The organism is Nitratireductor sp. L15S-10 (assembly GCF_045011005.1).
In the GTDB taxonomy this organism is placed as follows: Bacteria; Pseudomonadota; Alphaproteobacteria; order Rhizobiales; family Rhizobiaceae; genus Nitratireductor.
Genome location: NZ_CP120674.1, coordinates 2,295,680 through 2,318,321, shown reverse-complemented (window position 1 = coordinate 2,318,321; position 22,642 = coordinate 2,295,680). Strand labels below are relative to the sequence as shown.

Sequence of the window (22,642 nt, the reverse complement as noted above, 5' to 3'; positions counted from 1 at the left end):
AGGAAAACTCAGCCGGCCTTTGCAGCCACCAGGTCGTCGATCTTGGCACAGAGGTTTTTCATGACGAAATACTCTTCCGTCGAAACCTTGCCGTCATTGACTTCCTGGGTCCACTTTTCGAGCGGAACCTTAATGCCGAATTCCTTGTCGATGGCAAAGACGATGTCGAGGAAGTCGAGGCTGTCGATGCCCAGATCGTCGATGGTGTGGCTTTCGGGGGTGATTTTCTCGCGATCGATCTCGCTGGTCTCAGCGATGATGTCGGCAACCTTGTCGAATGTCGTCACGTGCGGCCCTCAGTCTGGGGAGATTCTCTTACAATAGGATGATCGTGGGGTCTCTAATCGGTTTTTGCCGGTAGGAAAAGGGGCTATAGGTACCGCTGATGGCACGATCAGTTGAATTTGATGCGCGCGGCCACGGCGAGACTGTCGCCTCCGCGTGACAAAATAATGGCTTCGCCTTCTCGTGCCGGCGCACCGATCAACGCCTGGATGACTTCAAGATGGGTGATCAGAAACAGGTTTCCCGATCCGGTGTAGCTGTTGATTCGCTCCAGAATGTCCGCCTTCTGCTTTTCCATGGCGCTCTCGTCTGATGGCAGGTCAAGCGCGGGGAAGGCTTCCATCAATGTCGGGCCGAATGCCTGGGTTGCGGTGTCGCGGGTACGACAATAGCGGCTGGCCAGGACCTTTTCCACCGGCGCCGCGCGCGCCTCGACGAGCGCGCCGATGCGTCGGGCCTGCAGACGTCCGCGCTCGGAAAGGTTGCGTTGGGTGCCACATTTCTCAAGGTCGAAATTGGCCGGATCTCCGTTTCCCGGTGCAATCGCGTGCCGCATCAGAACAACCTGTCCGCCGTTGCGCAACAGCGCCCACCCGGCCTCGGTTGCCTGCGCTGGAAGGACGCTGAAAACAAAAATGATGGCAACAAGCAGGCGAAGCATAGGGCAATCCTCAAACTATTCTTCCTAGCATATAGGCACAGGGACCGGACTTGAAAGCCGCCTTGCTGCCCTGAGTGGATTTGTCTGACTGATGGTTTCCCTTGGCAACCATTGCGGCTAAACAGTCTGCATGTCTCCGCTTGTTGAAACCGTTTCCTTCGTTTTTGGGCTTGTTGCATTCGGCTATGTGGCCGGCTGGACCGGTCTGCTAAAGCCGCAGACGGGTGACGCCCTGAGCGAATTCGCCGTGACCATCGCTGTGCCACTTCTGCTTTTCCGTACGATGGCGGGGGCGGCATTTGACGGCAGCCTGCCATGGGCCCTCTGGACCACCTATTTTACCGCCGTCGCCGTCGCCTGGGTGGCGGGGCATTTTACGATTGTCCATCTGTTCGGGCGCGATGCCCGCGCCGGCGTGGTTGCCGGTCTCTCCACGAGTTTTTCCAACCTCGTCCTTCTTGGCATCCCCTTCATGCTCGGCGTGTTCGGCCAGGAGGGGTTTGAGATCCTGTCGCTGATCGTGTCGATCCATCTGCCGATCATGATGGGAATGTCGATTCTGCTGTTCGCGCTTGTCGGTCGCAAGGGCGGGAGTGCGCTTTCGGTTCTCCGCGAGTTTCTGACAAAGCTTTTTTCCAGTCCGCTGATCATCGGCATCGTTGCAGGCCTGCTCTGGCGTTTCTCGGGGTTTCAAATGCCGGCTCTCGGTACCCGGTTTGTCGATGCGCTTGCCAATGTCGCGGGCCCCGTTGCGCTTTTCGCCATGGGCCTCGGATTGCGCCGGTTTGGCATTTCGGGCGATGTGCGGCCCGCAATCGTGATTGCCGGGCTGAAACTTTTCCTGATGCCTGCCGTTGCCCTTGGTGTGGCGCTTGTGATTGGCCTGCCGGTCTTCAGCGCGCAGATCGCCGTCATTGCCGCAAGCCTGCCGTCAGGGGTGAATCCGTATCTGATTGCCTCGCGCTTCGGTACGGGGCAGGCGCTCGCTTCCAACGCGATGACCATCGCCACGGCTCTGGCGGTGCTATCGGCCGCGTTCTGGCTATCGGTGCTTCACTGGCTCTATCAATGAGGCCAGCTAGCCTCTAGCCGGGATAGCGGAGGACGGTACGGTGCCGCGCAAACACAGGAGAAGATGCAGATGCTTCAGAAGACCAGTCATTTCATGCGCCAGGCAAATTTCATTGACGGAGCCTGGGTGAAGGCGGATTCGGGTCAGACCATTGATGTCGTCAATCCCGCCAATGGCCAGACGATCGGCACCGTGCCACGGGCAGGCACGGCGGAAACCCGGCGTGCCATCGAGGCCGCCGACGCCGCTTTCCATTCCTGGAAAAGAACCTCCGCTGACCATCGTGCCAAGCTTCTGCGCAAACTGCATGATGCCATTATGGACAATCAGGACGCACTTGCCGAACTCCTGGTGATGGAGCAGGGCAAGTCCCTTGCCGAGGCCAAGGGCGAGGTGGGCATGTCGGCTGCCTACATTCTCTGGTACGCCGAAGAGGGACGCCGGGTCTATGGCGATGTGGTGCCTTCGCCCTGGGCGGACCGACGCATTCTGGTGACCAAGGAACCGGTCGGGGTCATCGGCGCGATCACGCCATGGAATTTTCCGTCCTCAATGCTGGCGCGCAAGCTCGGCCCGGCACTTGCATCCGGCTGTACTGCCGTTGCCAAACCCGCTTCGCAGACACCGTATTCCGGGCTCGCCTGGGGTGTTTTGTGCGAAGAGGCGGGGTTTCCAAAAGGTGTCGTGAACATCGTCACCGGCGCGGCTTCTGAAATCGGCGATGAGCTTTGCGAGAACCCGCTTGTCCGCAAGATCACGTTCACCGGTTCCACCGAGGTGGGAAAGACGCTGATTGAAAAGACGGCGGGGACGGTGAAGAAGGTGTCCATGGAATTGGGCGGAAACGCACCTTTCATCGTTTTCGACGACGCGGATATCGACCGCGCTGTCGAAGGTGCGATTGCAGCCAAGTACCGCAACTCCGGCCAGACCTGCGTCTGTACCAACCGGTTTTTCGTGCAGGCGGGCATCTACGACACGTTTGTAGAGAAGCTCTCGGCCGCTGCCGAAAAGCTGAAAGTAGGGTCGGGCCTTGAGGAAGGAACCCAGCAGGGGCCACTGATCGATGAGAAGGCGATCGAGAAGGTCGAGGAGCTCATTGCGGACGCCACCAGCAAGGGAGCCAAGGTCACTGCCGGCGGCGCGCGCCATCCACTGGGAGGCTCATTCTTCCAGCCGACCGTGATCTCCAACGCAACGCCCGACATGCGCTTTATGCAGGAAGAGATTTTCGGTCCCGTCGCGCCGGTGTTCCGGTTCGAGACGGAAGAAGAGGCAATCAATCTTGCCAACGACACCGTGTTTGGTCTTGCCTGCTATTTCTACACCGGCGATCTGGGACGGGCCTTCCGCGTTATGGAAGGGCTGAAATACGGCTTGGTCGGGGTAAACGAGGGCATTATCACCACGGTCGAAGCGCCGTTTGGCGGCCTCAAGGAATCGGGCCTCGGCAAGGAAGGCGGACATCAGGGCATCGAAGATTATCTCGATACAAAATATGTCTGCATCGGCGGACTGGGGCTCTAGGGGCAGGGGGCACGGATTGCTCCGGAAGATGATACATTGATGCGCGGCGATGCGAGGCAGGCCGCTGGCACGGGTGTCTGTGCGCAGCGGTCATGTCCACCTGCGATGCGCCGCCATTTCTGCAACTTTGTGAACATGTTCTCGGTCCACTCACGTTGCTCGAAGGGGGCGTTTGAAGAACGGCCCGGTGGGTTTCGTTCTTTCGGAGGTCGTGTTCACGCATTGTTTTATGCGGACCATCGGACGCGTGTTTGAACTCACTGTCGTCGTTGCCTCTTTTGCGGATGCGAATGGCCGATTTGCGGGACCTAGTTGCCTTGCGTCTCGATGATTTGTGTGTCCGCTACCAGTTTAAAGACGTCAGGCATCTTCAGCGGAGCGCGTCTTTAGCCACGACATGACCTCACTCACGGGCCGGTTGTTCTTTGCGGTGCGAGGGATGAGGACGTAGAAGTCGTTTCCGCTGGCCTCCCACATCTTACCAACCTCGACCAAACGACCGGCTTCAAGGTCTTGCGCCACCAGAAATCGACTGACCAAGGCCACACCCTGACCGGCGATGGCTGCATCCACTGCGAGAGAGGTCTGACTCAAGCGAAGACCGCGAGGCGATTGGTCTTGCACGCCCAAGAACGCAAGATAACTTGGCCATAGGTCGTGAGTATCGTGGATCTTCGGCTGTTTGGACAGAGCTTCAGGATCGAGCGGATGACCGCCGAGGCCTGCAAGCTTTGGTGAAGCAACCGCTATCAGTGTCTGCTTGAAAAGCAACGTCACGTCCAACGACGCGCCAAATGGCGGCGATCCCTGCCGTACCGCAAGGTCGATCCCATCGCTGTGAAAGCTTGAAACTTTGTCGGTGGCCATGATCCGTAGATCGATATCCGGGTGCGTTGCCGTGAAGTCTGGAAGATTTGGAATCAGCCATTTTGCGGCGAACGTTGGGGTTACGCTGACGACGACTTTGTTGGGCTCCGGCTTCAACTCGGCGGTTGCTGCGCGAAGATCCGCGAAGACCCCTGCAATCCGGCTGTGAAAGCTGCGTCCGACCGATGTGAACACCAAGCCCTTCGGCACACGTTCGAACAAGATGACATCCAGATGGGCCTCGAGTTGGCGAACCTGTTGCGCAACGGCCCCTTGTGTGACGCCCAGCTCATCGGCAGCGGCGCGGAAACTGAGGCGACGACCTGCTGCATCAAATGCGCGCAAGCTGTTGAGAGGAGGAAGGTCAGTCATTGCACAATAGTAATTCTACAGGTTCAAAACAGCAAACCTGAATCGAAATCGCTCCAAATCCATGCCATTTCTCCAGAAATCATAGAGGATTTCAATCATGGCAGTAGAAAAAGTGGCGCTGATAACGGCTGGAGGCAGCGGTATGGGTGCAGATGCAGCACGAAGGTTGGCCGCAGATGGGTTCAAGGTCGGCATCCTCTCATCGTCAGGCAAGGGCGAAGCGCTCGGTGCAAAGTTAGGCGGTTTTGGGGTGACCGGCTCCAATCTTGATGGCGAAGCCCTGACCGCGTTGATCGAGGGTGCTAAGGATCGCTGGGGCCGTGTTGATGTATTGGTGAACTCGGCGGGCCACGGGCCGAAGGGCCCGGTTCTGGAGATCAGTGATGAAGACTGGCATCACGGCATGGAAGTCTACTTGATGAATGTGATCCGACCGGCACGGCTCATCACACCACTGATGGAAGCGCAGGGTGGCGGAGCGATCATCAACATCTCAACCTTCGCGGCGTTTGAGCCCGACCCGCTCTTTCCAACATCGGGCGTCTTTCGGGCAGGGCTGGCAGCCTTCGCAAAGCTTTACTCAGATAAGTATGCGCCCCAAAACATCCGTATGAACAACGTGCTTCCTGGCTTCATAGATAGTCTTCCCGAAACAGAAGATCGCAAGGCGCGCATTCCAATGGGCCGTTATGGCTATGCATCGGAAGTGTCTTCGCTGATTTCATGGCTCGCCTCTGAAGATGGAGGCTATATGACAGGCCAAAACCTGCGCATAGACGGGGGGCTGACTCGGGCCGTCTGAAATCATCGCCTGTGAATCATAGCGCGATCGCCCTGTTTTTGCGGTCAACTGGGGCGCATCTGCCGTTCAGATCATGGGATACACCGCGACAGGGTTTGGTTGGACTCCCGGGAACCTTTACCTTTTTCCTGTCGGAGTTGTGGGATGGTTCGCCGTCGGAGCACTAAAGGATGACAAGGCGTTAGTGCTTATCCATCTTGTAGCGCCCGGCGCGATGATTGGTGGAATGACGAGTAACTGACACGCGAGAATAGTCATTCGAGGAGAGTGCAATATTGTGCAGTTTTGGGCTCGGACTCGTCATGCGGCATCGTTGAGATCAAGGGGCTTGACCCCGATCCTCTATCCCGAGCAATAAACACCGTCAGCAACATGCCGGTTTTCCTTGGCTTTTTTAATGATGGGACAGAGTTCCTATGGCACCGGGTGGCGGCTGGGGGTTAAGTAGTGCACCTGACGAGTCGGAGGGACCAGATGCCGTTTCAGGACAAAACCGGGTCGAGGCGTTTCGTGCTTGCGAGTGTCGGGCTTCTAATGGCGGTTGCCGCAATCTATGCGGCTTACCGGCTCTTCACGCCACCCGCACCCGAAATCGACGTCGCCTACAACACGGTGAGCAGGGACGGTTTCTACCAGGTCATGTTCGAGACCGAAGCCCAGCCCATACCCGTAAATGAAACCCATGACTGGGTGGTGACGATCACCACACCTGACGGCGCGCCGGTCAACGATGCCTCCATATCGATCGATGGCGGTATGCCGGCCCACGGCCACGGTTTGCCGACAGAGCCGCAGATGGCGGAAGCTCTTGGAGATGGGCAATATCGGGTGGAAGGAATGCGCTTCAACATGGGCGGGCACTGGGAAATCCGCATCGGGATCTCGGCCGATCCGGGGCTCGATGAGGCGGTCTTCAATCTGGATCTGTGATATGAGGACGGCGCGCGGCCATGCTGCAATCGGCGCGCTGTGCGGTTTTCTTGCTTTGTCCGCCTGTGATTCCGGTGCACTGAGCGAGGACGAGAGGGCAAAGATCGCGTCTCTTTCCATCGATGCGCTGGGGCCTCTTCCGCCTTCACCAGGAAATCGGTATGCGGACGACCCGCAGGCTGCAGACTTCGGCCGACTGCTCTTTTTCGATGAAGGGCTCAGCGGGACTGGAAACATCTCGTGTGCCACGTGTCATGTTCCCGACCAGCAGTTTCAAGATGCCCGTCCGCGTGGTTTGGGAGCGGATGAAACCGACCGGCGCACCATGCCTCTGGCGGGGGCTGCGTGGAATATCTGGCAATTCTGGGACGGCCGGCGCGACAGCCTCTGGGCGCAGGCGCTCACACCCCTGGAGGACCAGCGCGAACACGCTGGTAACCGCGCCGCCTATACCCGTTATGTGGCGGAAACCTATGCGGATACGTATTCGGAAATATTCGGGGCGCTTCCCGATATCTCTGAAATTCCGGAAAACGCCAGCCCGCTTGGTTCGGAGACCGAACGCGCGCAGTGGTCTGCAATGAAACCGGAAGAACAGGAACCGGTCAACCGGGTGTTTGCCAATATCGGCAAGGCGATTGAGGCCTTCGAACGCACGCTGATACCCACCGAAACCCGCTTTGACCGTTTTGCGAGGGCCATTGCGGCGGGGAAGGAGCCGACAGGGGACGCAGCCTTCAGCGATCTGGAACTTGAGGGGCTGCGGCTCTTCATCGGCAAGGCAAATTGTCTTGAATGCCACAACGGCCCGCGATTCACGGACGACCACTTTCACAATACGGGTGTTCCACCTGTCCCGGGACTGCCGGAGGATCTGGGTCGGGCGGTTGGCATCGCCGCAGTGCAAGCCGACCCGTTCAACTGTCTGGGGCGCTACAGCGACGCGGCGCCGGATGCGTGCGATGCTCTGCGTTTCATGAAACGTAGAGCGGCCGCGATGGAGCGCGCGTACAAGACACCCTCGCTGCGTGGTGTGGCAGGCCGACCGCCCTATATGCATGCCGGGCAGATCGCTACGCTTGAGGCGGTGATCGACCACTACAGCAGCGCACCCGCCGCGGCCTCGGGGCAGAGCGAAATTCGCGGCGTGGTGTTCACGGACCGCGGGCGGCAGGCGCTGATTGCCTTCCTCAATACGCTGGACACGACGCCCGCTACCGATCCTTGACGGTTTCCATCGTCACGAAGGTCGAGGTGCGGGCGACATGGGGCAGGGCGGAGATACGCTCGCCCAGCACCTTGCGATAGCTCGAAATATCGCGCGTCCGCACCTTGAGCAGGTAATCGAAGCCGGCGGCCGTCATGTGACATTGCTCGATCTCGGGCACGGCAAGAACCGCTTTGTTGAAGGCGGCAAGTGCGGATGAACGCGTGTCTTCCAACTCTACCTGAACAAAAGCAATATGGCCTTCGCCGATGCGTGCGCGATCAATGATTGCCGAGTAGCCGCGAATATAGCCTTCCTTCTCCAGACGGCGCAGCCGGGCCTGAACCGGGGTCTTTGAAAGACCGACCCGGCGCGCAAGCTCGGCGATGGAAAGTCGGCCATCCCTGGTCAGGGCGTCGAGGATATTTCGGTCGATGCGGTCAACACGTTCTGTTGCCATATAAAATGCAGCTCTCAAGGTCCGGTATTCGAAGGAAAGATAGCCCATATGACCTAAATAGAGCAATAGATTAGCCCGAATGGCCAAAGTCCCTGTGTTATGATCGCTGCGCTGAGGCGGTAGGAGCGCCGTAAGTGCCATTCCATAATCGAGGACATCATGCAGAAGAATGCGCCGCAAAAACTGCGAGAAGAAATCAGGGCTCACTACCTGGTCGATGAAGCGGAGGCGCTGCGGAGGCTGGTCGCCCTGGCCGACCTGTCGCACGAAGACAGAGACCGGATCTCGGCCAATGCAGCCGAACTGGTGCGGGCGGTGCGCTCTTCAAGCGACATGCACATGATGGAAGCGTTTCTCTCCGAATATGGCCTTTCGACCCAGGAAGGCGTGGCGCTGATGTGTCTGGCGGAGGCGCTGCTGCGCGTGCCTGACGCCGAGACGATGGACGATTTGATCCGCGACAAGATCGCGCCGCATGACTGGTCCGCTCATTCGGGTGAATCGGCATCGATCTTTGTGAATGCTTCGACCTGGGCGCTGATGCTGACGGGGCGTGTTCTGGACGATGAGGGGGACGGTGTTGAAGCGATCCTGCGCGGGCTGGTGCGCCGCATGGGTGAACCCGTGATCCGCACTGCCGTGTCGCGCGCGATGCGTGAGATGGGCGAGCAGTTCGTGCTTGGCCGAACCATCGAGGAAGCGATGAAGCGCGGCCGCTCCATGGTCGAAAAGGGCTACACCTACTCCTATGACATGCTTGGTGAGGCGGCCCGTACGGAAGCGGACGCGCTGCGCTATCACAAGGCCTACGCGGACGCCATCGCTGCTCTGAAACGCCACTCCAACCGGGACGATATTCGCGAGAATCCGGGTATTTCCGTAAAACTCTCCGCGCTTCATCCACGCTATGAGGCAACGCAGAAAGCACGCATGCTGCCGGTGATGATCGAGCGGCTGAAGAGCCTTGCCCTGGCGGCGCGGGACGCACGCATGGGCCTCAATATCGACGCAGAAGAGGCGGACCGCCTCGACCTCTCGCTCGACGTGATCGAAGCGGTTTTGGCCGATGAGGACCTTGCCGGCTGGGACGGGTTCGGTGTGGTGGTGCAGGCATATGGGCCACGCGCACCATTTGTTCTGGACTGGCTCCACGCGCTTGCAGAGCGGCTTGACCGGCGGATCATGGTGCGACTGGTCAAAGGCGCCTACTGGGACACCGAGATCAAACGTGCTCAGGTGATGGGGCTGGACGGCTTCCCGGTTTTCACGCGCAAGGTTAACACGGATGTGAGCTACATCGCCTGCGCACGTAAACTCCTGGGGATGACGGATCGCATCTACCCGCAATTCGCTACGCACAACGCCCATACGGCGGCCGCCATTCTCGCGATGGCCTCTGACAAGTCGCTTTTTGAATTTCAGCGCCTGCATGGGATGGGCGAAGCGCTGCACGAGACCGTGCGCAAGCGTGAAGGGACGCGCTGCCGCATCTATGCGCCTGTGGGTGCGCACCAGGATCTGCTTGCTTATCTCGTTCGCAGACTGCTCGAAAACGGGGCCAACTCCTCCTTTGTGCACCAGATCGTCGACGAAGATGTGAGCGCGGAAGTAATTGCCGCCGATCCCTTTGCAGCTGTGGAAAAGCCCCTGAATGCGGCCAATCCGGCCATCGAACGCCCTTCGGAGATTTTCGGCCCGAGCCGGAAGAACGCCAGGGGCTGGGACATCACGGACCCGGTGACCATGCTCGAGCTTGATGCAGCCCGGGGGCCGTTTGCCGCACCGCATCAATGGGAAGCGCGCTCCATCACCCCTGCAAAGGGAAAGGGAGACACGCGAAAAGTGATCAATCCGGCGCGGCTCTCCGAAACCGTGGGTACGGTTCGCGATGCCACGCGGGAGCAGGCAAGTGAGGCGGTGGACGTCGCATTGCAGGCGCAGCCCGGCTGGGCGAAAACGCCGGTGGCAGAGCGCGGCAGAATTTTGCGCCATATCGCCGATCTCTACGAGAAGCACGCAGCGGAGTTCTTCGCGCTTGCCACGCGCGAGGCCGGCAAATCACTTGCCGACGGCATCGCTGAGGTCCGCGAGGCGGTGGATTTTCTGCGCTACTACGCCCGCGAAGCCGAACATGTTGAGAAGGACACGCGGGCGAGGGGCGTGATCGTGTGCATTTCGCCGTGGAACTTCCCGCTCGCAATCTTTACCGGACAGATCGCAGCGGCACTCGTGACGGGCAATGCGGTCATTGCAAAGCCGGCCGAACAGACATCGCTAATTGCGGCCCGCGCCGTTGCAGTGATGCATGAGGCGGGCGTGCCGGCCCAAGTGCTGCAGCTTCTGATTGGTGATGGTCCGACAGTCGGTGGCCCTCTGACCGCTGATCCGCGCATTGCCGGCGTATGTTTCACCGGCTCGACGGAGGTTGCGCGGCTCATCGAGCGGCAACTTGCCGACAATGCCGGACCTGAGGCCATGCTGATCGCGGAGACCGGCGGGCTCAACGCGATGATCGTCGATTCCACCGCGCTCCCCGAGCAGGCCGTGCGCGACATAGTCGCCTCCGCCTTCCAGAGTGCCGGTCAACGCTGCTCGGCCCTGCGCATGCTCTATGTGCAGAAGGATGTGGAAGATCGGGTCCTCGAGATGCTGAAGGGCGCCATGCAGGCTCTCAGCATCGGCGATCCATGGGAGGTTTCGACCGATGTCGGTCCGGTGATCGACGATGAAGCACGCGAGACGATCAAAACCTATGCGCAGCGTATGACGGACAATGGTCGCCTCATCGCGGCGCTCGATGTGCCGGATGGCGGGCGTTTCGTGGCGCCGGCTGCCTTCAAAGTGTCTGGAATCCAGGAACTGGAGCGTGAAATCTTCGGGCCCATACTGCATGTGGCCGCTTTTGAGGCGGATGATATCGACAAAGTTATTTCCAATGTCAACGCAAAGGGTTATGGCCTGACGTTTGGGCTACACACGCGCATTGACGCGCGCGCTCAGCATGTGATCGATCGCGTGCACGCGGGCAACATCTACGTGAACCGAAATCAGATCGGCGCCGTCGTCGGCTCTCAACCCTTCGGCGGTGAGGGGCTTTCGGGTACAGGGCCGAAAGCGGGTGGCCCGCACTATCTGCGCCGTTTCCGGCGTGGTGCGGAGATTGAACAGGTAAAGCCTTCAGGGGCCGTGCTGGCTGCCGACGCGGTGAACCGCCTCCTGCCTGCAGTGGACACCAGGTGGACAGCGCGCGCGGACAGGCTCCCGGTCCTGCGCAAGCTCCTGCGTGGCAGGGCACAGGAAGCGATGGCAGCCTCGGCGGCGTTGGATCAGGGGCCTCTCGATCTGCCGGGGCCGACGGGCGAGGCCAACACGCTGATGTTGACACCACGTGGCCGTGCGCTCTGTCTCGGTGCAGATGAAGAGGTCCTGCTGGCGCAGGTCGTGCAGGCACTGTCGGCCGGAAACGCAGTGCTTGCAGTGCATCCGGAAGCGCGACGCATTCTCAAGCCGCTGCTGGGGCAGGGGCTTCCGCTGGAGGGCGCTGACGGCACGGTTTCTCCTGAAATCCTGACCGCTCTTGCCGTTGATCTGGTGGCCGCCAATGGCGAAGCTGAATGGCTGACGACCCTGCGCCGGACGCTTGCCGCGCGGGAAGGGGCGATTGTTCCTTTGATCGTGGAGCCGATCTACCCGGCGGCCTTTGCACATGAACGCGCCATCTGTGTCGACACGACGGCGGCCGGCGGCAATGCGAGCCTTTTGGCTTCGGTATAGGCTGAAAATTCACCGCGCAGCCCGGCGGCTGCGCGGACCGTGTGGGATCAGCGGCGAAACGCCAATGGCACAGTGAAGCCCCAGCTTGAGCGGCCCGCTTCTGCCGGTATCCGGGGGAAGGGAGCTGCGCGACGCACCGTGTCGAGAGCGGCCTGATCGAGGACGTTCGACCCGGAACTGCTAACAATGCGAATGCCGCTCACCGAACCATTCTGCGCGACAGTGAAGCGCACACGCACCTCGCCCTTCAGCCGCTGGCGTTTTGCCGCGCTGGGATAGCGAAGGGAACGCCGCAGTTTGGAGACAACCTTGCCGGGATAGTTGGAGACGCGCGCATTGCCACTTTGCGTGGCACGCGCGACCTGTCGGCCCTTGGAGGCCTTTCCGGCGTTCTGCTTTCCCGACGCCGTTCCACGGCGCGCATCCTGAGTGTCGCGACCCTTTGAGCCGGCGCTGCGCTGTTTAGGCGGTGCCGTTTTGGCCTTGCGGACCGGCTTTTTCTCGGTCTTTGGTTTGGGCGGCGGCGTGTAGGCGGGGCGGGGCGTTGGAACCGGTGCTTCCGACAGGGCTGCCACAATCTGCGCGCTCTCGACCGGTTCGACAGCCTCTGCTGTCTCTGCCTCCGTCACCTCGGCAACGGGTTGCTCCGCCTCCACGACCGGGGTCGGGGCTTCGTCAACCACGGTTTCGACCGGTGCCTCGGGCGGCACCTCTCTTGCCGTTTCGGGCTGAACCGGCTCTGTCTCCGGCTGCGATACCGGCACGATTTCCTCGGTTGTTTTACCGGCAGCAACCATATCGGCAAAGGCGTTGCCGGCGATCGCGATCTCCGTGGAGCCGCCACCGGCGATCTCGACATCTGTCGGGCGGCTCATCACATAGACTGCCGCCCCCGCGTGAAGGCTTAACGATACGGCCAGCGCCACGGCCCATTTCCATGCCCGCATTTTCATTCTGCCGCACGTTCCGTGATGATGCTGATCCTGCTGGCACCGGCCGCCTTGAGGGCGCCGACAATGTCGACGAGTTTGGTGGCCGGCAGATTGCGGTCCGCTGCCACCTTGATCTCGAGTTGTCTTGCAGCCTTTTCACCAAGGGTTTCTGCGCGCGCGAGCATGAAACCCTGTGCATCGGTAATCCTACCGCGCAGGCGAATCTCACCCTCTTCGGTGACGAACAGCGCATTCGGCGGCTCTGACGGATTGGCCTCGACGGTGGAAATCAGGCTGACATCATTGTCGAGCGGCGGCGTCAGCGTGCCGGCAACGAGGAAAAAGATCAGCATCAGGAAGACGATGTTGATCAGAGCGATCGTGCTTTCCCGCTGGCGGGGCTGCGTCGGACGGGCAAGGCGGAGCATGGAAATTACCTCGCGACGGAAAGGTTGAGTTCGGTGTTGCGGCGAATGTTTTCCACCGCCTCAACCAGCTGTTGGGATGTGAGCTCGCCGCGCACCAGGAGAACGGCGGTTTCCGCGCCGGCTTCCTTCAGGCGTGCGAGTTCGACGACGGCTGCCTCTTCGGCGAGCATCCGGCCATTGACGCGCCAGCCCGCCGGATCATCAACGCGGATCAGCACGTCTGGCGACTTGCCGCCAGTAGATGCCGAGGCCGGTCCGCCGGAAATCTCCACCCTTGCGAAGCGCGTGAAGGTCGAGGTGAGCATGAAGAAGAGCAATAGCAGGAAGATCACATCAATCAGCGATGTGAGCGACAGAGGCCTTCTCTTCCTGACTGCTGCGACGTCAATGCGCATGGGTTTCACCTGTCACCGGCCGCGGTGATCCGGCTTCTTCCGAGGCTGCGCGTGCCTCTGCTTTTTCAATTGATGCGTGGGAAAGAACTGTCGCCGTCATCGTTTCAATGGCGACGCGCTCGTTCTCGATACGCGTCTCGAACCAGGTAAGAAGAAGCGAAACCGGCATGGCAACGGCAAGGCCGCAAGCCGTTGTCAGGAGCGCAACCCAGATACCGCCGGCCAGCAGTGACGGGTCTACCGAATTTCCGGCTTCCTGGAGCTTCTGGAAAGCTTCGATCATGCCAAGAACGGTGCCGAACAGACCAAGCAGAGGCGCCACCTGGGCGATCGCGTCCAGCGCGCGAAACCCACGTTGCAGATCATGCAGACGACCAAGCGCCAGGCGGCTGATTTCGTCTTCTATAGCGCCTCTGTCCGCCTTTGCAGCGGCAAGGCGCATGGTGGTTGCAAGGGTTTCCTCCAGCGGTGAGCGGGCATTGGCAAGCATGGACCGCGCCTCTCCCTGATTGTGGTGAAACCAGGCATGGAGCGCGCGGTTGGAACGCCCGTGCCGACCAACGCGTTCGCGCTGAAACTGCGCGAACTTCAGAAGGATCAGCGCCACGGCGAAGACCGACAGAACGAGCAGGATCGCGACGACCGGGCCGCCGAGCTTGAGAAAGGAGCCTATGGAAGAGATGACGCCGTCGAACATTGGGGCATTCCTGTCGGTTTATGTCTGGAGATTATTTGCCGAATGTGACTGAGCCGCGGCTGGTGGCTTCCAGCCGCGCGATACAGTCTCCAGGTTCAATCCCGTCGCCCTCGCAGGCCGAAGCGTCGTTGATGAGAACGCGGCCGATCTCATCGCAATCGGCTTCGGCCAGATCGAAACGGCGCACCTTGGTTTTCTCGCTGGGCAGGTCCTGAAAATCGAGGATCAGAAGCCGGTCAACGAGACCTTCCCTGGTGAAGAGGGCAATTTCATAGGCTGCCTTGGCAATATCCTTTCCCATCGCATTCTCGACCACGAATGCAATGCGACAGCCCTTTTCGCTTTTCTGGAGAGCGTTAAGCTCGAGCCTGATCGAACCGGCGACAGCGTCCTGCGCAGCCCCCGGCAAGGTCATTGCCAGGGGGGCGACCATCGCCGCCACGATACGGGCGGCGACGGACATATGAGCCAGAAGCGATAATCGAGATGACATCTTATCCTCCAAAACGCACGGTTGCACCGAGCTTTACGGTCAGACCAGGCTGCGCATGCATGCCATCGGAGACGTCGGCTATCGGCAGCACGTACCGCTTATCGAAAAGGTTGTCGACGCGGAAATCAAACCGGAGGTTTTCGTTGGGTTGATAGTTGGCGTAGAGATTCACCAGGGTATAATCTTCTGCGAAGGTCGATCCGCTGGGTGCCTTGTTGAACTCGACTTCGCCACCGAGTGTCAGGCGGCGTTCGAGGAAACGCATCCCTCCATCGAGCGTCACGCTGGCCGAAGGTATGGTCGTAAGGTCGGAGCGCACGCCGTCCCGGTCTGTCTGGTGTCCGTCAATGATGGAAATTCCCAGGCCTGCAAAGTAGCGCCCGGCGTCGTAGCGACTCTCCAGTTCAAATCCCTGAATCTCTGCAGCATAGACGTTCTGATACTGCGCACACATGGTGTGCCCGAGACTGGCGCACTCACTGCCCGGAATTGCCGGGAAGGTGGGTATCGTGATGTAGTCGTCGACATCGTTATGGAAATAGGCTGCCTTGATCCGGAGTGTATCCTCGGCATTGAAGAGGCCGTCAGCCTTGTAGTTCACCCCGGCTTCCCACGTCTTCCCTGTTTCGGGCTTCAAATCGGGATTTGGCAGGAATGCGAAGCTGAAGCCAGGGAACGAGTGCCCACCGGTGATATACGCCTCGGAAGTGTTGGGTGCCCGATAACCTTCGGAATAAGAGCCGTAGATCTGAAGGCCGGACAGGGCCCCCTCGTTGAACGGCGAAACACCGACACTGAGACGAGGAGAGAAACGGTCGCCAGAGCTTTTCTCAGAAGCCTCAAGCTCGTAGGAATCGTATCTTACACCAGCAACGATCTCGAGCCAGTCATAGGAAAGTTTGTCCTGCACATAGGCCCCCCACACACGTCTTGTGCCGGTTGGATTGTAGCTGTCCGATCCGCCAGAAGCCGCGCTGGAGGTGAAATCGTCATAGACCCAGTCGCCGCCGACGGTCAGTTCATGGGCAAACATCCCGGTATCGAAGTAGGATGTGTTCCAGATGTCGAAACTGGTCGTTCGCAAGTCGTAAGCGGATGTGCCGGGGCGAGAGCCTGTGTCAGTCTGGGTCAGATCCATATTGTTGACGGCAGCCTTGACATTGAGGTTCAGCCACTTCTCTTCGGCGTCGGACAGCTTGAACTCACCCGTGAATGTGTCGCTGTCGAGCAGATAGTCTCGCGTTTCGGTCGAAGACCAGTCATCGCGAGACCCGGTCCAGCCCAGTGTCAGTTCGCTGTTCTCGGTCGGTCTGATGGTTCCTTTGAGGTGGCCACTCAGCACGTCAAAGCCTGAATTGTCGACGCGCGTCCCGTCACCATCCTTGTAGTCGCCATAGTCGCGCCAAACGATGTTGCCGAGAATGGACGCAGCTTCGTTGAAGCGATAGGCGCCGATCGCGCTGGTGGTCCAGCCGGAACCGTTCGATTCATAGCGACCCGTAAGCGACAGGGCGTAATTCTCGTCATCACGCAGGAAGTCATCCGGTTTTTTAGTCTCGAAATAGACAACGCCGCCAATCGTGCCCGATCCGAACGTGTTTGCGCTCGGTCCGCGAATAACGTCCACCTGCTGGATGAGCATTGGGTCGAGCCAGAACATGCGGGAGACGTCGTGACCGGCCTTGTGGAAGTTCTGACGTGCGCCATCCACGATGACAGAGACGCGGCCGGCGTCCTGAAGGCCGCGGATGTTGATGTTGCTGACCGCCGGGCGGCCATCCGAGTAGACCGTGATCCCTGGAACACCGAAAAAGACGTCGTTGGCGTTGGTTGCCATACGGCGGTCGAGCTCTTCGCCGCTGATCTGGCTTACCGAAGCCATGGTTTCCAGAGCGCTTTCGCCGGTTCTGCTAACCACCGTTATGCGGTCGAGAAGGGTGACCCTGCCCGATGCCTCCGACAAAACCACCGGCGTTTCCTCCGCGCCGGCGTTCACCGCAAGGACCAGTGTCGCCATTGACGTTCCGCACAGCAGACCAAGGCTCGTGTATCGCGTGTAATTCCGCATATTCCAGATTCTCCAGCAATCAAACACAGCAAATGGCCGGCTGGCGCTGGCTTGCCGACGATTATCCGGCTAGGAAATTTATCTTGATAATTCCACTCCGGTATTGCGGTGGCTATAAAATATGATAATAAAAGTCAAGAAAGCGAATGGCAGAAAACATGCTGTCGATGTGAGCCCAAGCCAGTGACATGAAAATGGAGGTTCTTTCCAATGAAGACCTATTTGTCGATCGACCCGCGCGGACAGGCAGACATACAGCATCTGGCCGTCAGGCAAGGTGGCGTTACGCCTGACCGGACAATTTCCAGCACGGATCTGTTCGGAGGTCGCCGCGAAATCGGGATCGAGCATCATGGCGCGTATTACCGCCTGAAGATCACCCGTCAGGGAAAGCTGATTCTCAACAAATAGGTTTGTGGAATGAATGTTCATACAGCACGCGCGCCCGAGGCGATCAGGCGCGCCCGTGATGAAAACCCCAAAATGCGCGAGCGGGACCTGGCCGAGATGCTGGGCATTTCGGAAGCAGAATTGCTTGCCGCGCATGTGGGCCATGGCGTGACCCGTATCGAGCCGCGCGTCTCCGACCTTCTTCCGGCCCTTGAAACCGTCGGCGAGGTCATGGCTCTGACCCGAAATGAGAGCGCCGTTCATGAAAAGGTCGGTGTTTACGAGAAAATCACTGTTGGCGCGCAGCACGCACTTGTTCTGGGGCGCGACATTGATCTGCGAATTTTTCCCTCCCGCTGGTCGTTTGGCTTTGCGGTGGAAAAGCGCGATGGCGATGATGTCCGGCGCAGCCTGCAGTTTTTCGACAAGGCCGGTAATGCCGTGCACAAGGTGCATTTGAGGCCGAAATCGAACCTCTACGCCTATCAGAAGCTGGTCGAAGTCCTTCTTCATCCCGATCAGCAGGCTCCGCTCGATATTCAGGCCGATAAGATCGTGGAGGAGATCGCCACCGACGAACTGCCGGCGGCGGATGTCCTGCGCGAACGCTGGAGCGCAATGACGGATGTGCATCAGCTCTTTAACATTCTGCGCAAGTTGAACCTGACGCGTCATCAGGCCGTTCACCTGATCGGTGAGGACTATGCCTGGCGATTGCAGGAGGATGCCCTGACGCAGATGCTGCATGCATCGGTCCGCGACGCCGTGCCGATCATGTGTTTCGTCGGCAGCAGCGGTTGCATCCAGATTCATACTGGCGTGATCGAGACAGTGAAGCCGATGGGGCCATGGATCAACATTCTCGATCCAGGCTTCAATCTCCATCTGCGAACCGACCACGTGAAGGAACTGTGGGCCGTCCGCAAGCCGACCAGGGACGGACACGTCACGTCGATGGAGGCTTATGGAGCGGATGGGCAGTTGATCGCCCAATTCTTCGGAGAGCGCCTCGAAGGCCATGCCGAGCGAACGGATTGGCGCTCCATGGTTGAAGGTTTGCCGCGGCTCGAATGCCGGCAGGTGGCCTGAGTGTAATTTTGGGGAAGGGGAGCGTGGCTCTCCATCCCTTTTTGGCGAACTCAGAAATTGGGATGGTCTCGTGCATTACGAAAAACAGCCAAGGATCCAGACAAGATGGCGGGCCATGCGTGAAGCGCTTTCGTCAATGACGCGAAGAGGGCTGGGGCGGCTGGCGGTGACTACACTTGCTGCTCTAGGCGCAGCTTTCACGCCGGCCACCGCAGACGAGGCAGTGGGGCCATTTGCTGATGCCTCGAAGCTGGTGGCGATTGGTGGTGCCATAACCGAGATCATCTACAGCCTTGGCGAAGAGGAGAGGCTCGTTGCTCGGGACACGACCAGCACCTATCCACCAGAAGCGAAGAAACTGCCTGACATCGGTTACCTGCGTGCGCTCTCACCTGAGGGGGTGCTCTCCGTGGGGCCAAGCGCTATTCTGGCCATGGAGGGAAGTGGCCCGGTCGAGACCATGGATGCGCTCAGGACATCCCGCATCCCCGTGGTCATGGTGCCGGAGGGCTATGACCGAGACGCGATCCTGCGCAAGATTCGCGTGGTTGGAGCGGCGTTGAACGTGGAAGCAAAGGCAGAAGCGCTCGCCAGTCAGGTGCAGGCGGATCTCGACGCCGCCCAGAGGGAAGCGCAAACGCAAGCTGATGGAAAGCGTGTGCTCTTTGTGCTCAGCATGCAGGGTGGCCGGGTCATGGCTGCAGGCAAGAACACTGCCGCAGACGGGATCATCCGCATGGCGGGAGCTGAGAACGCGATGGACAGGTTCTCCGGCTATCGTCAGGTTTCGGCGGAAGCAGTGATCTCGGCTGCACCCGATGTGGTCCTGATGATGGCCCGGGGTGGCGCGGATCATCTTGCGTCTGAAGATGTTCTTTCCCACCCTGCGATTGCCAGCACGCCCGCCGGTGAGAACAGGGCACTGATTCGAATGGACGGATCCTATCTGCTGGGTTTTGGTCCGCGAACCGCGGAAGCGGTGCGTGATCTCGCTCGCGCTTTGCAGCGGACGGAAACGGTAACCGACTGAGATGGCGTTACGTGACGATGTCGCATCCGCGCCCGGTTGGCGGTGGCAGGCCGTGGCGGGCGGTGACCGTTCGGCGCGGGCACGGGCGGTAATCCTGGCCCTTGTTGTGCTTTATGCGCTTTTGTTCGTCTTCAGTCTTGGATGGGGCGCATCCGAAACATCCTTGTGGGTTGTGCTGTCGGAATGGCTGGGCGGCGGGGCAGATGCCCTTTCACTGCGCGATCGTGTGGTGATCGGCGACATTCGGCTGCCGCGTGTGGTTCTTGGAAGCCTGATCGGCGCTTCGCTGGCGGTTTCCGGCGCTGTCATGCAGGGCCTGTTTCGCAATCCGCTGGCCGACCCGGGTATTGTCGGTGTCGGCTCCGGAGCCGGGCTAGGTGCCATAATTGTCATCGTTCTCGGCAACACGGTGCTGGCACCGGTAGTCGGCATGTTTGGAATTTACGCACTGCCGCTGGCCGCCTTCTTTGGCGGGGTCGTGTCGACCCTGCTTCTTTACCGGGTGGCCACGCGGCGTGGCCAGACCTCCATCGCCACCATGCTTCTGGCCGGCATTGCGCTCGGCGCATTGGCGGGCGCCTTGTCAGGCATTTTCGTCTATGTCGCCGACGATCAGGAGCTGCGAGACCTGACATTCTGGGGGCTCGGCTCGCTGGCAGGAGCAAGCTGGACCAAGATCTGGGCCGCGGGACCGATCATTCTTGCAGCTCTGGGGGCAGCGCCATTTCTGGCGCGTGGACTTGATGCCATGGTTTTGGGGGAGGCGACAGCGCACCATCTTGGCGTGCGCGTCCAGCGGGTGAAGAATTGTGCGATTCTGGCCGTAGCGGCCGCAACAGGGGCTTCGGTTGCGGTGGCCGGCAGCATCGGTTTCGTCGGCATCGTCGTGCCGCATCTCTTGCGCCTGACCATCGGTCCCGAACATCGTTACCTTCTGCCAGCCTCGGCGCTTCTGGGGGCGGTGCTTCTGCTGGTGTCCGATGCGATCAGTCGCGTTGTCGTGGCACCCGCCGAACTCCCTATCGGCATTGTAACGGCGACACTGGGTGCCCCGTTCTTCCTTTGGATATTGTTGCGCCAGAGAGGGATTCTGGATCTGTGATGGCGATAGAGGTCGATAATCTTTCAGTGCGGGTAGGACGCAAGCCGATACTCCGCAATGTGTCGCTGTCGGTAAAGCCCGGTACCGTGACGGCGATCGTTGGTCCCAACGGATCGGGCAAGACCACATTTCTGAAGGCCATCTCCGGCGATCTTCCCTTTGAAGGCGAGGTGCTGATCAATGGCGAAGCACTGCAAGGCATGGAGCCTTGGCAGGCTGCCGCGCATCGGGCCGTCCTGCCGCAGGCAAGCGCGCTCGCGTTTCCCTATACAGTGCGTGAAGTGGTGAAACTGGGGCTTCTGGGCGGGCGGTCAGGAGCGAGCCCGGCCGAGCAGAGAAAACTTCCCGAGATGGCGTTGGAGCGCGTTGACCTTTCAGGGTTTGCCGGACGCTTTTATCAGGAGCTTTCGGGCGGGGAGCAGCAGCGCGTCCAGCTCGCACGCGTCCTTTGCCAGGTCTGGAGGCCGGTGCTCGACGGCAGACCGCGCTACCTTCTGCTTGACGAGCCGGTTTCAAGCCTCGACATCAAGCACCAGCTCATCATCATGGACATTGCGGCAGGGTTCGCAGCCTCCGGCGGTGGTGTGCTCGCGGTTCTACACGATCTTAATCTTACGGCGCGCTTCGCCGATCAGGTAGCAATGATGCACCGCGGGACGGTAGTTGCGGCGGGAACGCCTGCCGATGTCTTCAACGACGGGCTTGTGTCCGATGTCTTTGAGTGCCGAATTCAGGTGGGTGTGCCGCCTGCCGAAAATCGGCCCTATGTATTGCCGCAATCCGCGCAGATCCCGTCGCGACATCCGTTTTGACGAAGGGACTGCAGTGTGGGACGACCTTCCGGATTCTAGCGCGCGGCAGCACGCTCGGGTAAATCATCAAGGCCAAGACGTAATCGCATATCCGGCCTGGCCACCGCGAGATCGCTGATTGTGTAGCCGGCCAGAACCTCGAAGAAGGCGTTCAGGGCTTTGCGCAGCGCTTCATTCAGGCCGCAGCTCTCGACAAGCGGGCAGTCGGCGTCGTCATTCTCGAAGCACTCAGCCATTGCGAAATTGTCTTCCGTCACCCGAACCACGTCGAACAAGGTTATCTCCTCGGCCGGCTTTGCAAGACGAACGCCACCATGGCGCCCCCGCACGGTTTCGACAAAGCCGTGCTCGACGAGTGGCTGCAGGATCTTGAACAGGAAAAGATCGGACAGGGAGTATGCTTCGGCGATGTCGGAGATGCGGCTGAGCCGGCCTTCATTGGCGGCGCAATACATCAGAATCCGGATCGCATAATTGGTTTGTCGCGTTAGGCGCATAACAGTCCTTTCACATATCGTTCCCGCAATATGGCTTATTGTTTAGAATAATTCCAGAGTGACTCGGCTCAAATCTGATAATGTCGATCAACTTTATGCAGATGAAGGCCTTCATCGCAATTTTGCCTTGTGCCAAGCCCTCCTTGTTATTTGTGCTGCAATGCACAATATTCGGGGTCATTATGGGAAGCGGTCGGCGGTGGAACCAGCGTCGAAGCCGCTTTTCCAGCGACTATCGGGATTTGCACGCGAAATTATCTCAGAAAGGCCGGGCCCATGAACGCGCATGTGTTGGAAGCGGAGATCGGCGGGGCTCCCACAATCTCCGAGTGGGTGGTCGTGGACCAGTCGATGATCGACCGTTTCGCCGACTGCACCAACGATCACCAGTGGATACATGTGGACCGCGAGCGTACAGAGCGCGAAAGCCCGTTTGGCAAGCCCGTGGCGCACGGCTTCCTCACGCTCTCGCTTTTATCGAGCCTGTCTTACGATTGCGGCGCGTGGCCGGTGCATCTGGGCACAATCATCAATTACGGGCTCGACCGGCTGCGCTTTCTGGCGCCGGTCAAGGCCGGTAGCCGCGTGCGGCTGCGCAGCACGCTAAAGGGCATCGAGGAAAAGGCGCCGGGCCGGCTTCTCATTCGCCATCACGGCGAGGTGGAAATCGAGGGCGAGGAAATGCTCGCACTTGCCGCTGAAACCATCATCATGCTGATTCTGGAGGAAAAGGCCGCCTGAGCGGCCTCCCG

The 22,642-nt window shown here is 59.8% G+C and carries 24 protein-coding genes; 13 read left to right on the top strand and 11 right to left on the bottom strand.

What is annotated here, in order from left to right; translation table 11 throughout:
• Positions 1-8 precede the first annotated feature (8 nt).
• Together P2W41_RS11085 and P2W41_RS11080 are read right to left on the bottom strand one after the other, a co-directional pair.
• Positions 9-287: an acyl carrier protein gene (locus tag P2W41_RS11085; RefSeq protein WP_007009717.1), complete on the bottom strand. Its 279-nt coding sequence runs from the start codon at positions 285-287 to the stop codon at positions 9-11.
• A gap of 107 nt (positions 288-394) precedes the next feature.
• Positions 395-946 (bottom strand): histidine phosphatase family protein, encoded by a 552-nt coding sequence (locus tag P2W41_RS11080; protein WP_404933166.1) that lies wholly within the window; start codon positions 944-946, stop codon positions 395-397.
• 130 nt (positions 947-1,076) lie between these two features.
• On the opposite strand from P2W41_RS11080, the gene P2W41_RS11075 reads away from it, so the two are divergent.
• Both P2W41_RS11075 and P2W41_RS11070 read left to right on the top strand, forming a co-directional pair.
• Complete coding sequence (locus tag P2W41_RS11075; RefSeq protein ID WP_292895312.1) at positions 1,077-2,018, top strand: AEC family transporter; 942 nt, start codon at positions 1,077-1,079, stop codon at positions 2,016-2,018.
• A gap of 69 nt (positions 2,019-2,087) precedes the next feature.
• Positions 2,088-3,545, top strand: a complete 1,458-nt coding sequence (locus tag P2W41_RS11070) for an NAD-dependent succinate-semialdehyde dehydrogenase (protein ID WP_404933165.1) — start codon at positions 2,088-2,090, stop codon at positions 3,543-3,545.
• 360 nt (positions 3,546-3,905) lie between these two features.
• On the opposite strand, the gene P2W41_RS11065 is transcribed toward P2W41_RS11070, so the two are convergent.
• Complete coding sequence (locus P2W41_RS11065) at positions 3,906-4,784, bottom strand: LysR substrate-binding domain-containing protein (RefSeq protein WP_404933164.1); 879 nt, start codon at positions 4,782-4,784, stop codon at positions 3,906-3,908.
• Positions 4,785-4,881: 97 nt separating this feature from the next.
• On the opposite strand from P2W41_RS11065, the gene P2W41_RS11060 reads away from it, so the two are divergent.
• The 4 genes from P2W41_RS11060 (at position 4,882) to P2W41_RS11045 (ending at position 7,744) form a co-directional block, all read left to right on the top strand.
• Positions 4,882-5,586 (top strand): SDR family oxidoreductase, encoded by a 705-nt coding sequence (locus tag P2W41_RS11060; protein WP_292895320.1) that lies wholly within the window; start codon positions 4,882-4,884, stop codon positions 5,584-5,586.
• Positions 5,587-5,659: 73 nt separating this feature from the next.
• Positions 5,660-5,827: a DUF6552 family protein gene (locus P2W41_RS11055; protein WP_404933163.1), complete on the top strand. Its 168-nt coding sequence runs from the start codon at positions 5,660-5,662 to the stop codon at positions 5,825-5,827.
• A gap of 233 nt (positions 5,828-6,060) precedes the next feature.
• Complete coding sequence (locus P2W41_RS11050; protein WP_404933162.1) at positions 6,061-6,516, top strand: FixH family protein; 456 nt, start codon at positions 6,061-6,063, stop codon at positions 6,514-6,516.
• A 1-nt stretch (position 6,517) separates the two neighbouring features.
• Positions 6,518-7,744, top strand: a complete 1,227-nt coding sequence (locus P2W41_RS11045) for a cytochrome-c peroxidase (RefSeq protein WP_404933161.1) — start codon at positions 6,518-6,520, stop codon at positions 7,742-7,744.
• Here the strand turns inward: P2W41_RS11045 and P2W41_RS11040 are convergent.
• Positions 7,731-8,183 carry an Lrp/AsnC family transcriptional regulator gene (locus tag P2W41_RS11040; RefSeq protein WP_404933160.1) on the bottom strand — a complete coding sequence of 151 codons (453 nt, stop codon included), beginning with the start codon at positions 8,181-8,183 and terminating at the stop codon, positions 7,731-7,733. The genes P2W41_RS11045 and P2W41_RS11040 overlap by 14 nt on opposite strands.
• 159 nt (positions 8,184-8,342) lie before the next feature.
• On the opposite strand from P2W41_RS11040, the gene putA reads away from it, so the two are divergent.
• The gene (putA, locus tag P2W41_RS11035) at positions 8,343-11,957 is read left to right on the top strand and encodes a bifunctional proline dehydrogenase/L-glutamate gamma-semialdehyde dehydrogenase PutA (RefSeq protein WP_404933159.1); all 3,615 of its coding nucleotides are present in this window, start codon (positions 8,343-8,345) and stop codon (positions 11,955-11,957) included.
• Between the two features lie 47 nt (positions 11,958-12,004).
• Here putA and P2W41_RS11030 read toward each other — a convergent pair whose 3' ends face one another.
• From P2W41_RS11030 to P2W41_RS11005, 6 genes are read right to left on the bottom strand one after another with little or no spacing between them, the layout of a single operon-like run.
• Positions 12,005-12,910, bottom strand: a complete 906-nt coding sequence (locus tag P2W41_RS11030) for a TonB family protein (RefSeq protein ID WP_404933158.1) — start codon at positions 12,908-12,910, stop codon at positions 12,005-12,007.
• Positions 12,907-13,317: an ExbD/TolR family protein gene (locus tag P2W41_RS11025; protein ID WP_404933157.1), complete on the bottom strand. Its 411-nt coding sequence runs from the start codon at positions 13,315-13,317 to the stop codon at positions 12,907-12,909. Before P2W41_RS11025 ends, P2W41_RS11030 begins: the two co-directional genes overlap by 4 nt.
• A gap of 5 nt (positions 13,318-13,322) precedes the next feature.
• Positions 13,323-13,712 carry a biopolymer transporter ExbD gene (locus P2W41_RS11020; protein ID WP_404933156.1) on the bottom strand — a complete coding sequence of 130 codons (390 nt, stop codon included), beginning with the start codon at positions 13,710-13,712 and terminating at the stop codon, positions 13,323-13,325.
• The gene (locus tag P2W41_RS11015; protein ID WP_292895344.1) at positions 13,702-14,409 is read right to left on the bottom strand and encodes a MotA/TolQ/ExbB proton channel family protein; all 708 of its coding nucleotides are present in this window, start codon (positions 14,407-14,409) and stop codon (positions 13,702-13,704) included. The genes P2W41_RS11020 and P2W41_RS11015 overlap by 11 nt, the downstream gene beginning before the upstream one ends.
• A gap of 31 nt (positions 14,410-14,440) precedes the next feature.
• Positions 14,441-14,902 carry a hypothetical protein gene (locus tag P2W41_RS11010; RefSeq protein WP_292895347.1) on the bottom strand — a complete coding sequence of 154 codons (462 nt, stop codon included), beginning with the start codon at positions 14,900-14,902 and terminating at the stop codon, positions 14,441-14,443.
• 1 nt (position 14,903) lies between these two features.
• Positions 14,904-16,919: a TonB-dependent hemoglobin/transferrin/lactoferrin family receptor gene (locus tag P2W41_RS11005; RefSeq protein ID WP_404933155.1), complete on the bottom strand. Its 2,016-nt coding sequence runs from the start codon at positions 16,917-16,919 to the stop codon at positions 14,904-14,906.
• Between the two features lie 261 nt (positions 16,920-17,180).
• Between P2W41_RS11005 and hemP the strand changes: the two genes are divergently transcribed.
• The 5 genes from hemP to P2W41_RS10980 all read left to right on the top strand — a co-directional run bounded on the left by hemP (position 17,181) and on the right by P2W41_RS10980 (position 21,393).
• Positions 17,181-17,381 (top strand): hemin uptake protein HemP, encoded by a 201-nt coding sequence (gene hemP, locus P2W41_RS11000; protein ID WP_007006809.1) that lies wholly within the window; start codon positions 17,181-17,183, stop codon positions 17,379-17,381.
• Between the two features lie 9 nt (positions 17,382-17,390).
• The gene (locus tag P2W41_RS10995) at positions 17,391-18,449 is read left to right on the top strand and encodes a hemin-degrading factor (protein ID WP_404933154.1); all 1,059 of its coding nucleotides are present in this window, start codon (positions 17,391-17,393) and stop codon (positions 18,447-18,449) included.
• Positions 18,450-18,564: 115 nt separating this feature from the next.
• Positions 18,565-19,479: a hemin ABC transporter substrate-binding protein gene (locus P2W41_RS10990; protein WP_404933153.1), complete on the top strand. Its 915-nt coding sequence runs from the start codon at positions 18,565-18,567 to the stop codon at positions 19,477-19,479.
• Between the two features lies 1 nt (position 19,480).
• A complete protein-coding gene (locus P2W41_RS10985) occupies positions 19,481-20,581 on the top strand; it encodes a FecCD family ABC transporter permease (RefSeq protein ID WP_404933152.1) in 1,101 nt (366 codons plus the stop codon).
• Complete coding sequence (locus tag P2W41_RS10980; RefSeq protein ID WP_292895362.1) at positions 20,581-21,393, top strand: heme ABC transporter ATP-binding protein; 813 nt, start codon at positions 20,581-20,583, stop codon at positions 21,391-21,393. The genes P2W41_RS10985 and P2W41_RS10980 overlap by 1 nt, the downstream gene beginning before the upstream one ends.
• Positions 21,394-21,428: 35 nt before the next feature.
• Here P2W41_RS10980 and rirA read toward each other — a convergent pair whose 3' ends face one another.
• Positions 21,429-21,890: an iron-responsive transcriptional regulator RirA gene (gene rirA, locus P2W41_RS10975; RefSeq protein WP_292895364.1), complete on the bottom strand. Its 462-nt coding sequence runs from the start codon at positions 21,888-21,890 to the stop codon at positions 21,429-21,431.
• 276 nt (positions 21,891-22,166) lie between these two features.
• Here rirA and P2W41_RS10970 point away from each other — a divergent pair, with 276 nt between their 5' ends.
• Positions 22,167-22,631, top strand: a complete 465-nt coding sequence (locus P2W41_RS10970; protein WP_404933151.1) for a MaoC family dehydratase — start codon at positions 22,167-22,169, stop codon at positions 22,629-22,631.
• Positions 22,632-22,642 lie beyond the last annotated feature (11 nt).

What these genes read in the sequence shown, in the direction of transcription:
- P2W41_RS11065 (WP_404933164.1), bottom strand. Translation starts at nt 4,784, where the DNA reads ATGACTGACCTTCCTCCTCTCAACAGCTTGCGCGCATTTGATGCAGCA.
- P2W41_RS11060 (WP_292895320.1), top strand. Translation starts at nt 4,882, where the DNA reads ATGGCAGTAGAAAAAGTGGCGCTGATAACGGCTGGAGGCAGCGGTATG.
- P2W41_RS11045 (WP_404933161.1), top strand. Translation starts at nt 6,518, where the DNA reads ATGAGGACGGCGCGCGGCCATGCTGCAATCGGCGCGCTGTGCGGTTTT.
- P2W41_RS11070 (WP_404933165.1), top strand. Translation starts at nt 2,088, where the DNA reads ATGCTTCAGAAGACCAGTCATTTCATGCGCCAGGCAAATTTCATTGAC.
- P2W41_RS11080 (WP_404933166.1), bottom strand. Translation starts at nt 946, where the DNA reads ATGCTTCGCCTGCTTGTTGCCATCATTTTTGTTTTCAGCGTCCTTCCA.
- P2W41_RS11055 (WP_404933163.1), top strand. Translation starts at nt 5,660, where the DNA reads ATGGGATACACCGCGACAGGGTTTGGTTGGACTCCCGGGAACCTTTAC.
- putA (WP_404933159.1), top strand. Translation starts at nt 8,343, where the DNA reads ATGCAGAAGAATGCGCCGCAAAAACTGCGAGAAGAAATCAGGGCTCAC.
- P2W41_RS11040 (WP_404933160.1), bottom strand. Translation starts at nt 8,183, where the DNA reads ATGGCAACAGAACGTGTTGACCGCATCGACCGAAATATCCTCGACGCC.
- P2W41_RS10995 (WP_404933154.1), top strand. Translation starts at nt 17,391, where the DNA reads ATGAATGTTCATACAGCACGCGCGCCCGAGGCGATCAGGCGCGCCCGT.
- P2W41_RS10990 (WP_404933153.1), top strand. Translation starts at nt 18,565, where the DNA reads ATGCGTGAAGCGCTTTCGTCAATGACGCGAAGAGGGCTGGGGCGGCTG.
- P2W41_RS10980 (WP_292895362.1), top strand. Translation starts at nt 20,581, where the DNA reads ATGGCGATAGAGGTCGATAATCTTTCAGTGCGGGTAGGACGCAAGCCG.
- P2W41_RS11075 (WP_292895312.1), top strand. Translation starts at nt 1,077, where the DNA reads ATGTCTCCGCTTGTTGAAACCGTTTCCTTCGTTTTTGGGCTTGTTGCA.
- P2W41_RS11010 (WP_292895347.1), bottom strand. Translation starts at nt 14,902, where the DNA reads ATGTCATCTCGATTATCGCTTCTGGCTCATATGTCCGTCGCCGCCCGT.
- hemP (WP_007006809.1), top strand. Translation starts at nt 17,181, where the DNA reads ATGAAGACCTATTTGTCGATCGACCCGCGCGGACAGGCAGACATACAG.
- rirA (WP_292895364.1), bottom strand. Translation starts at nt 21,890, where the DNA reads ATGCGCCTAACGCGACAAACCAATTATGCGATCCGGATTCTGATGTAT.
- P2W41_RS11050 (WP_404933162.1), top strand. Translation starts at nt 6,061, where the DNA reads ATGCCGTTTCAGGACAAAACCGGGTCGAGGCGTTTCGTGCTTGCGAGT.
- P2W41_RS10970 (WP_404933151.1), top strand. Translation starts at nt 22,167, where the DNA reads ATGAACGCGCATGTGTTGGAAGCGGAGATCGGCGGGGCTCCCACAATC.
- P2W41_RS11020 (WP_404933156.1), bottom strand. Translation starts at nt 13,712, where the DNA reads ATGCGCATTGACGTCGCAGCAGTCAGGAAGAGAAGGCCTCTGTCGCTC.
- P2W41_RS11030 (WP_404933158.1), bottom strand. Translation starts at nt 12,910, where the DNA reads ATGAAAATGCGGGCATGGAAATGGGCCGTGGCGCTGGCCGTATCGTTA.
- P2W41_RS10985 (WP_404933152.1), top strand. Translation starts at nt 19,481, where the DNA reads ATGGCGTTACGTGACGATGTCGCATCCGCGCCCGGTTGGCGGTGGCAG.
- P2W41_RS11015 (WP_292895344.1), bottom strand. Translation starts at nt 14,409, where the DNA reads ATGTTCGACGGCGTCATCTCTTCCATAGGCTCCTTTCTCAAGCTCGGC.
- P2W41_RS11025 (WP_404933157.1), bottom strand. Translation starts at nt 13,317, where the DNA reads ATGCTCCGCCTTGCCCGTCCGACGCAGCCCCGCCAGCGGGAAAGCACG.
- P2W41_RS11005 (WP_404933155.1), bottom strand. Translation starts at nt 16,919, where the DNA reads ATGGCGACACTGGTCCTTGCGGTGAACGCCGGCGCGGAGGAAACGCCG.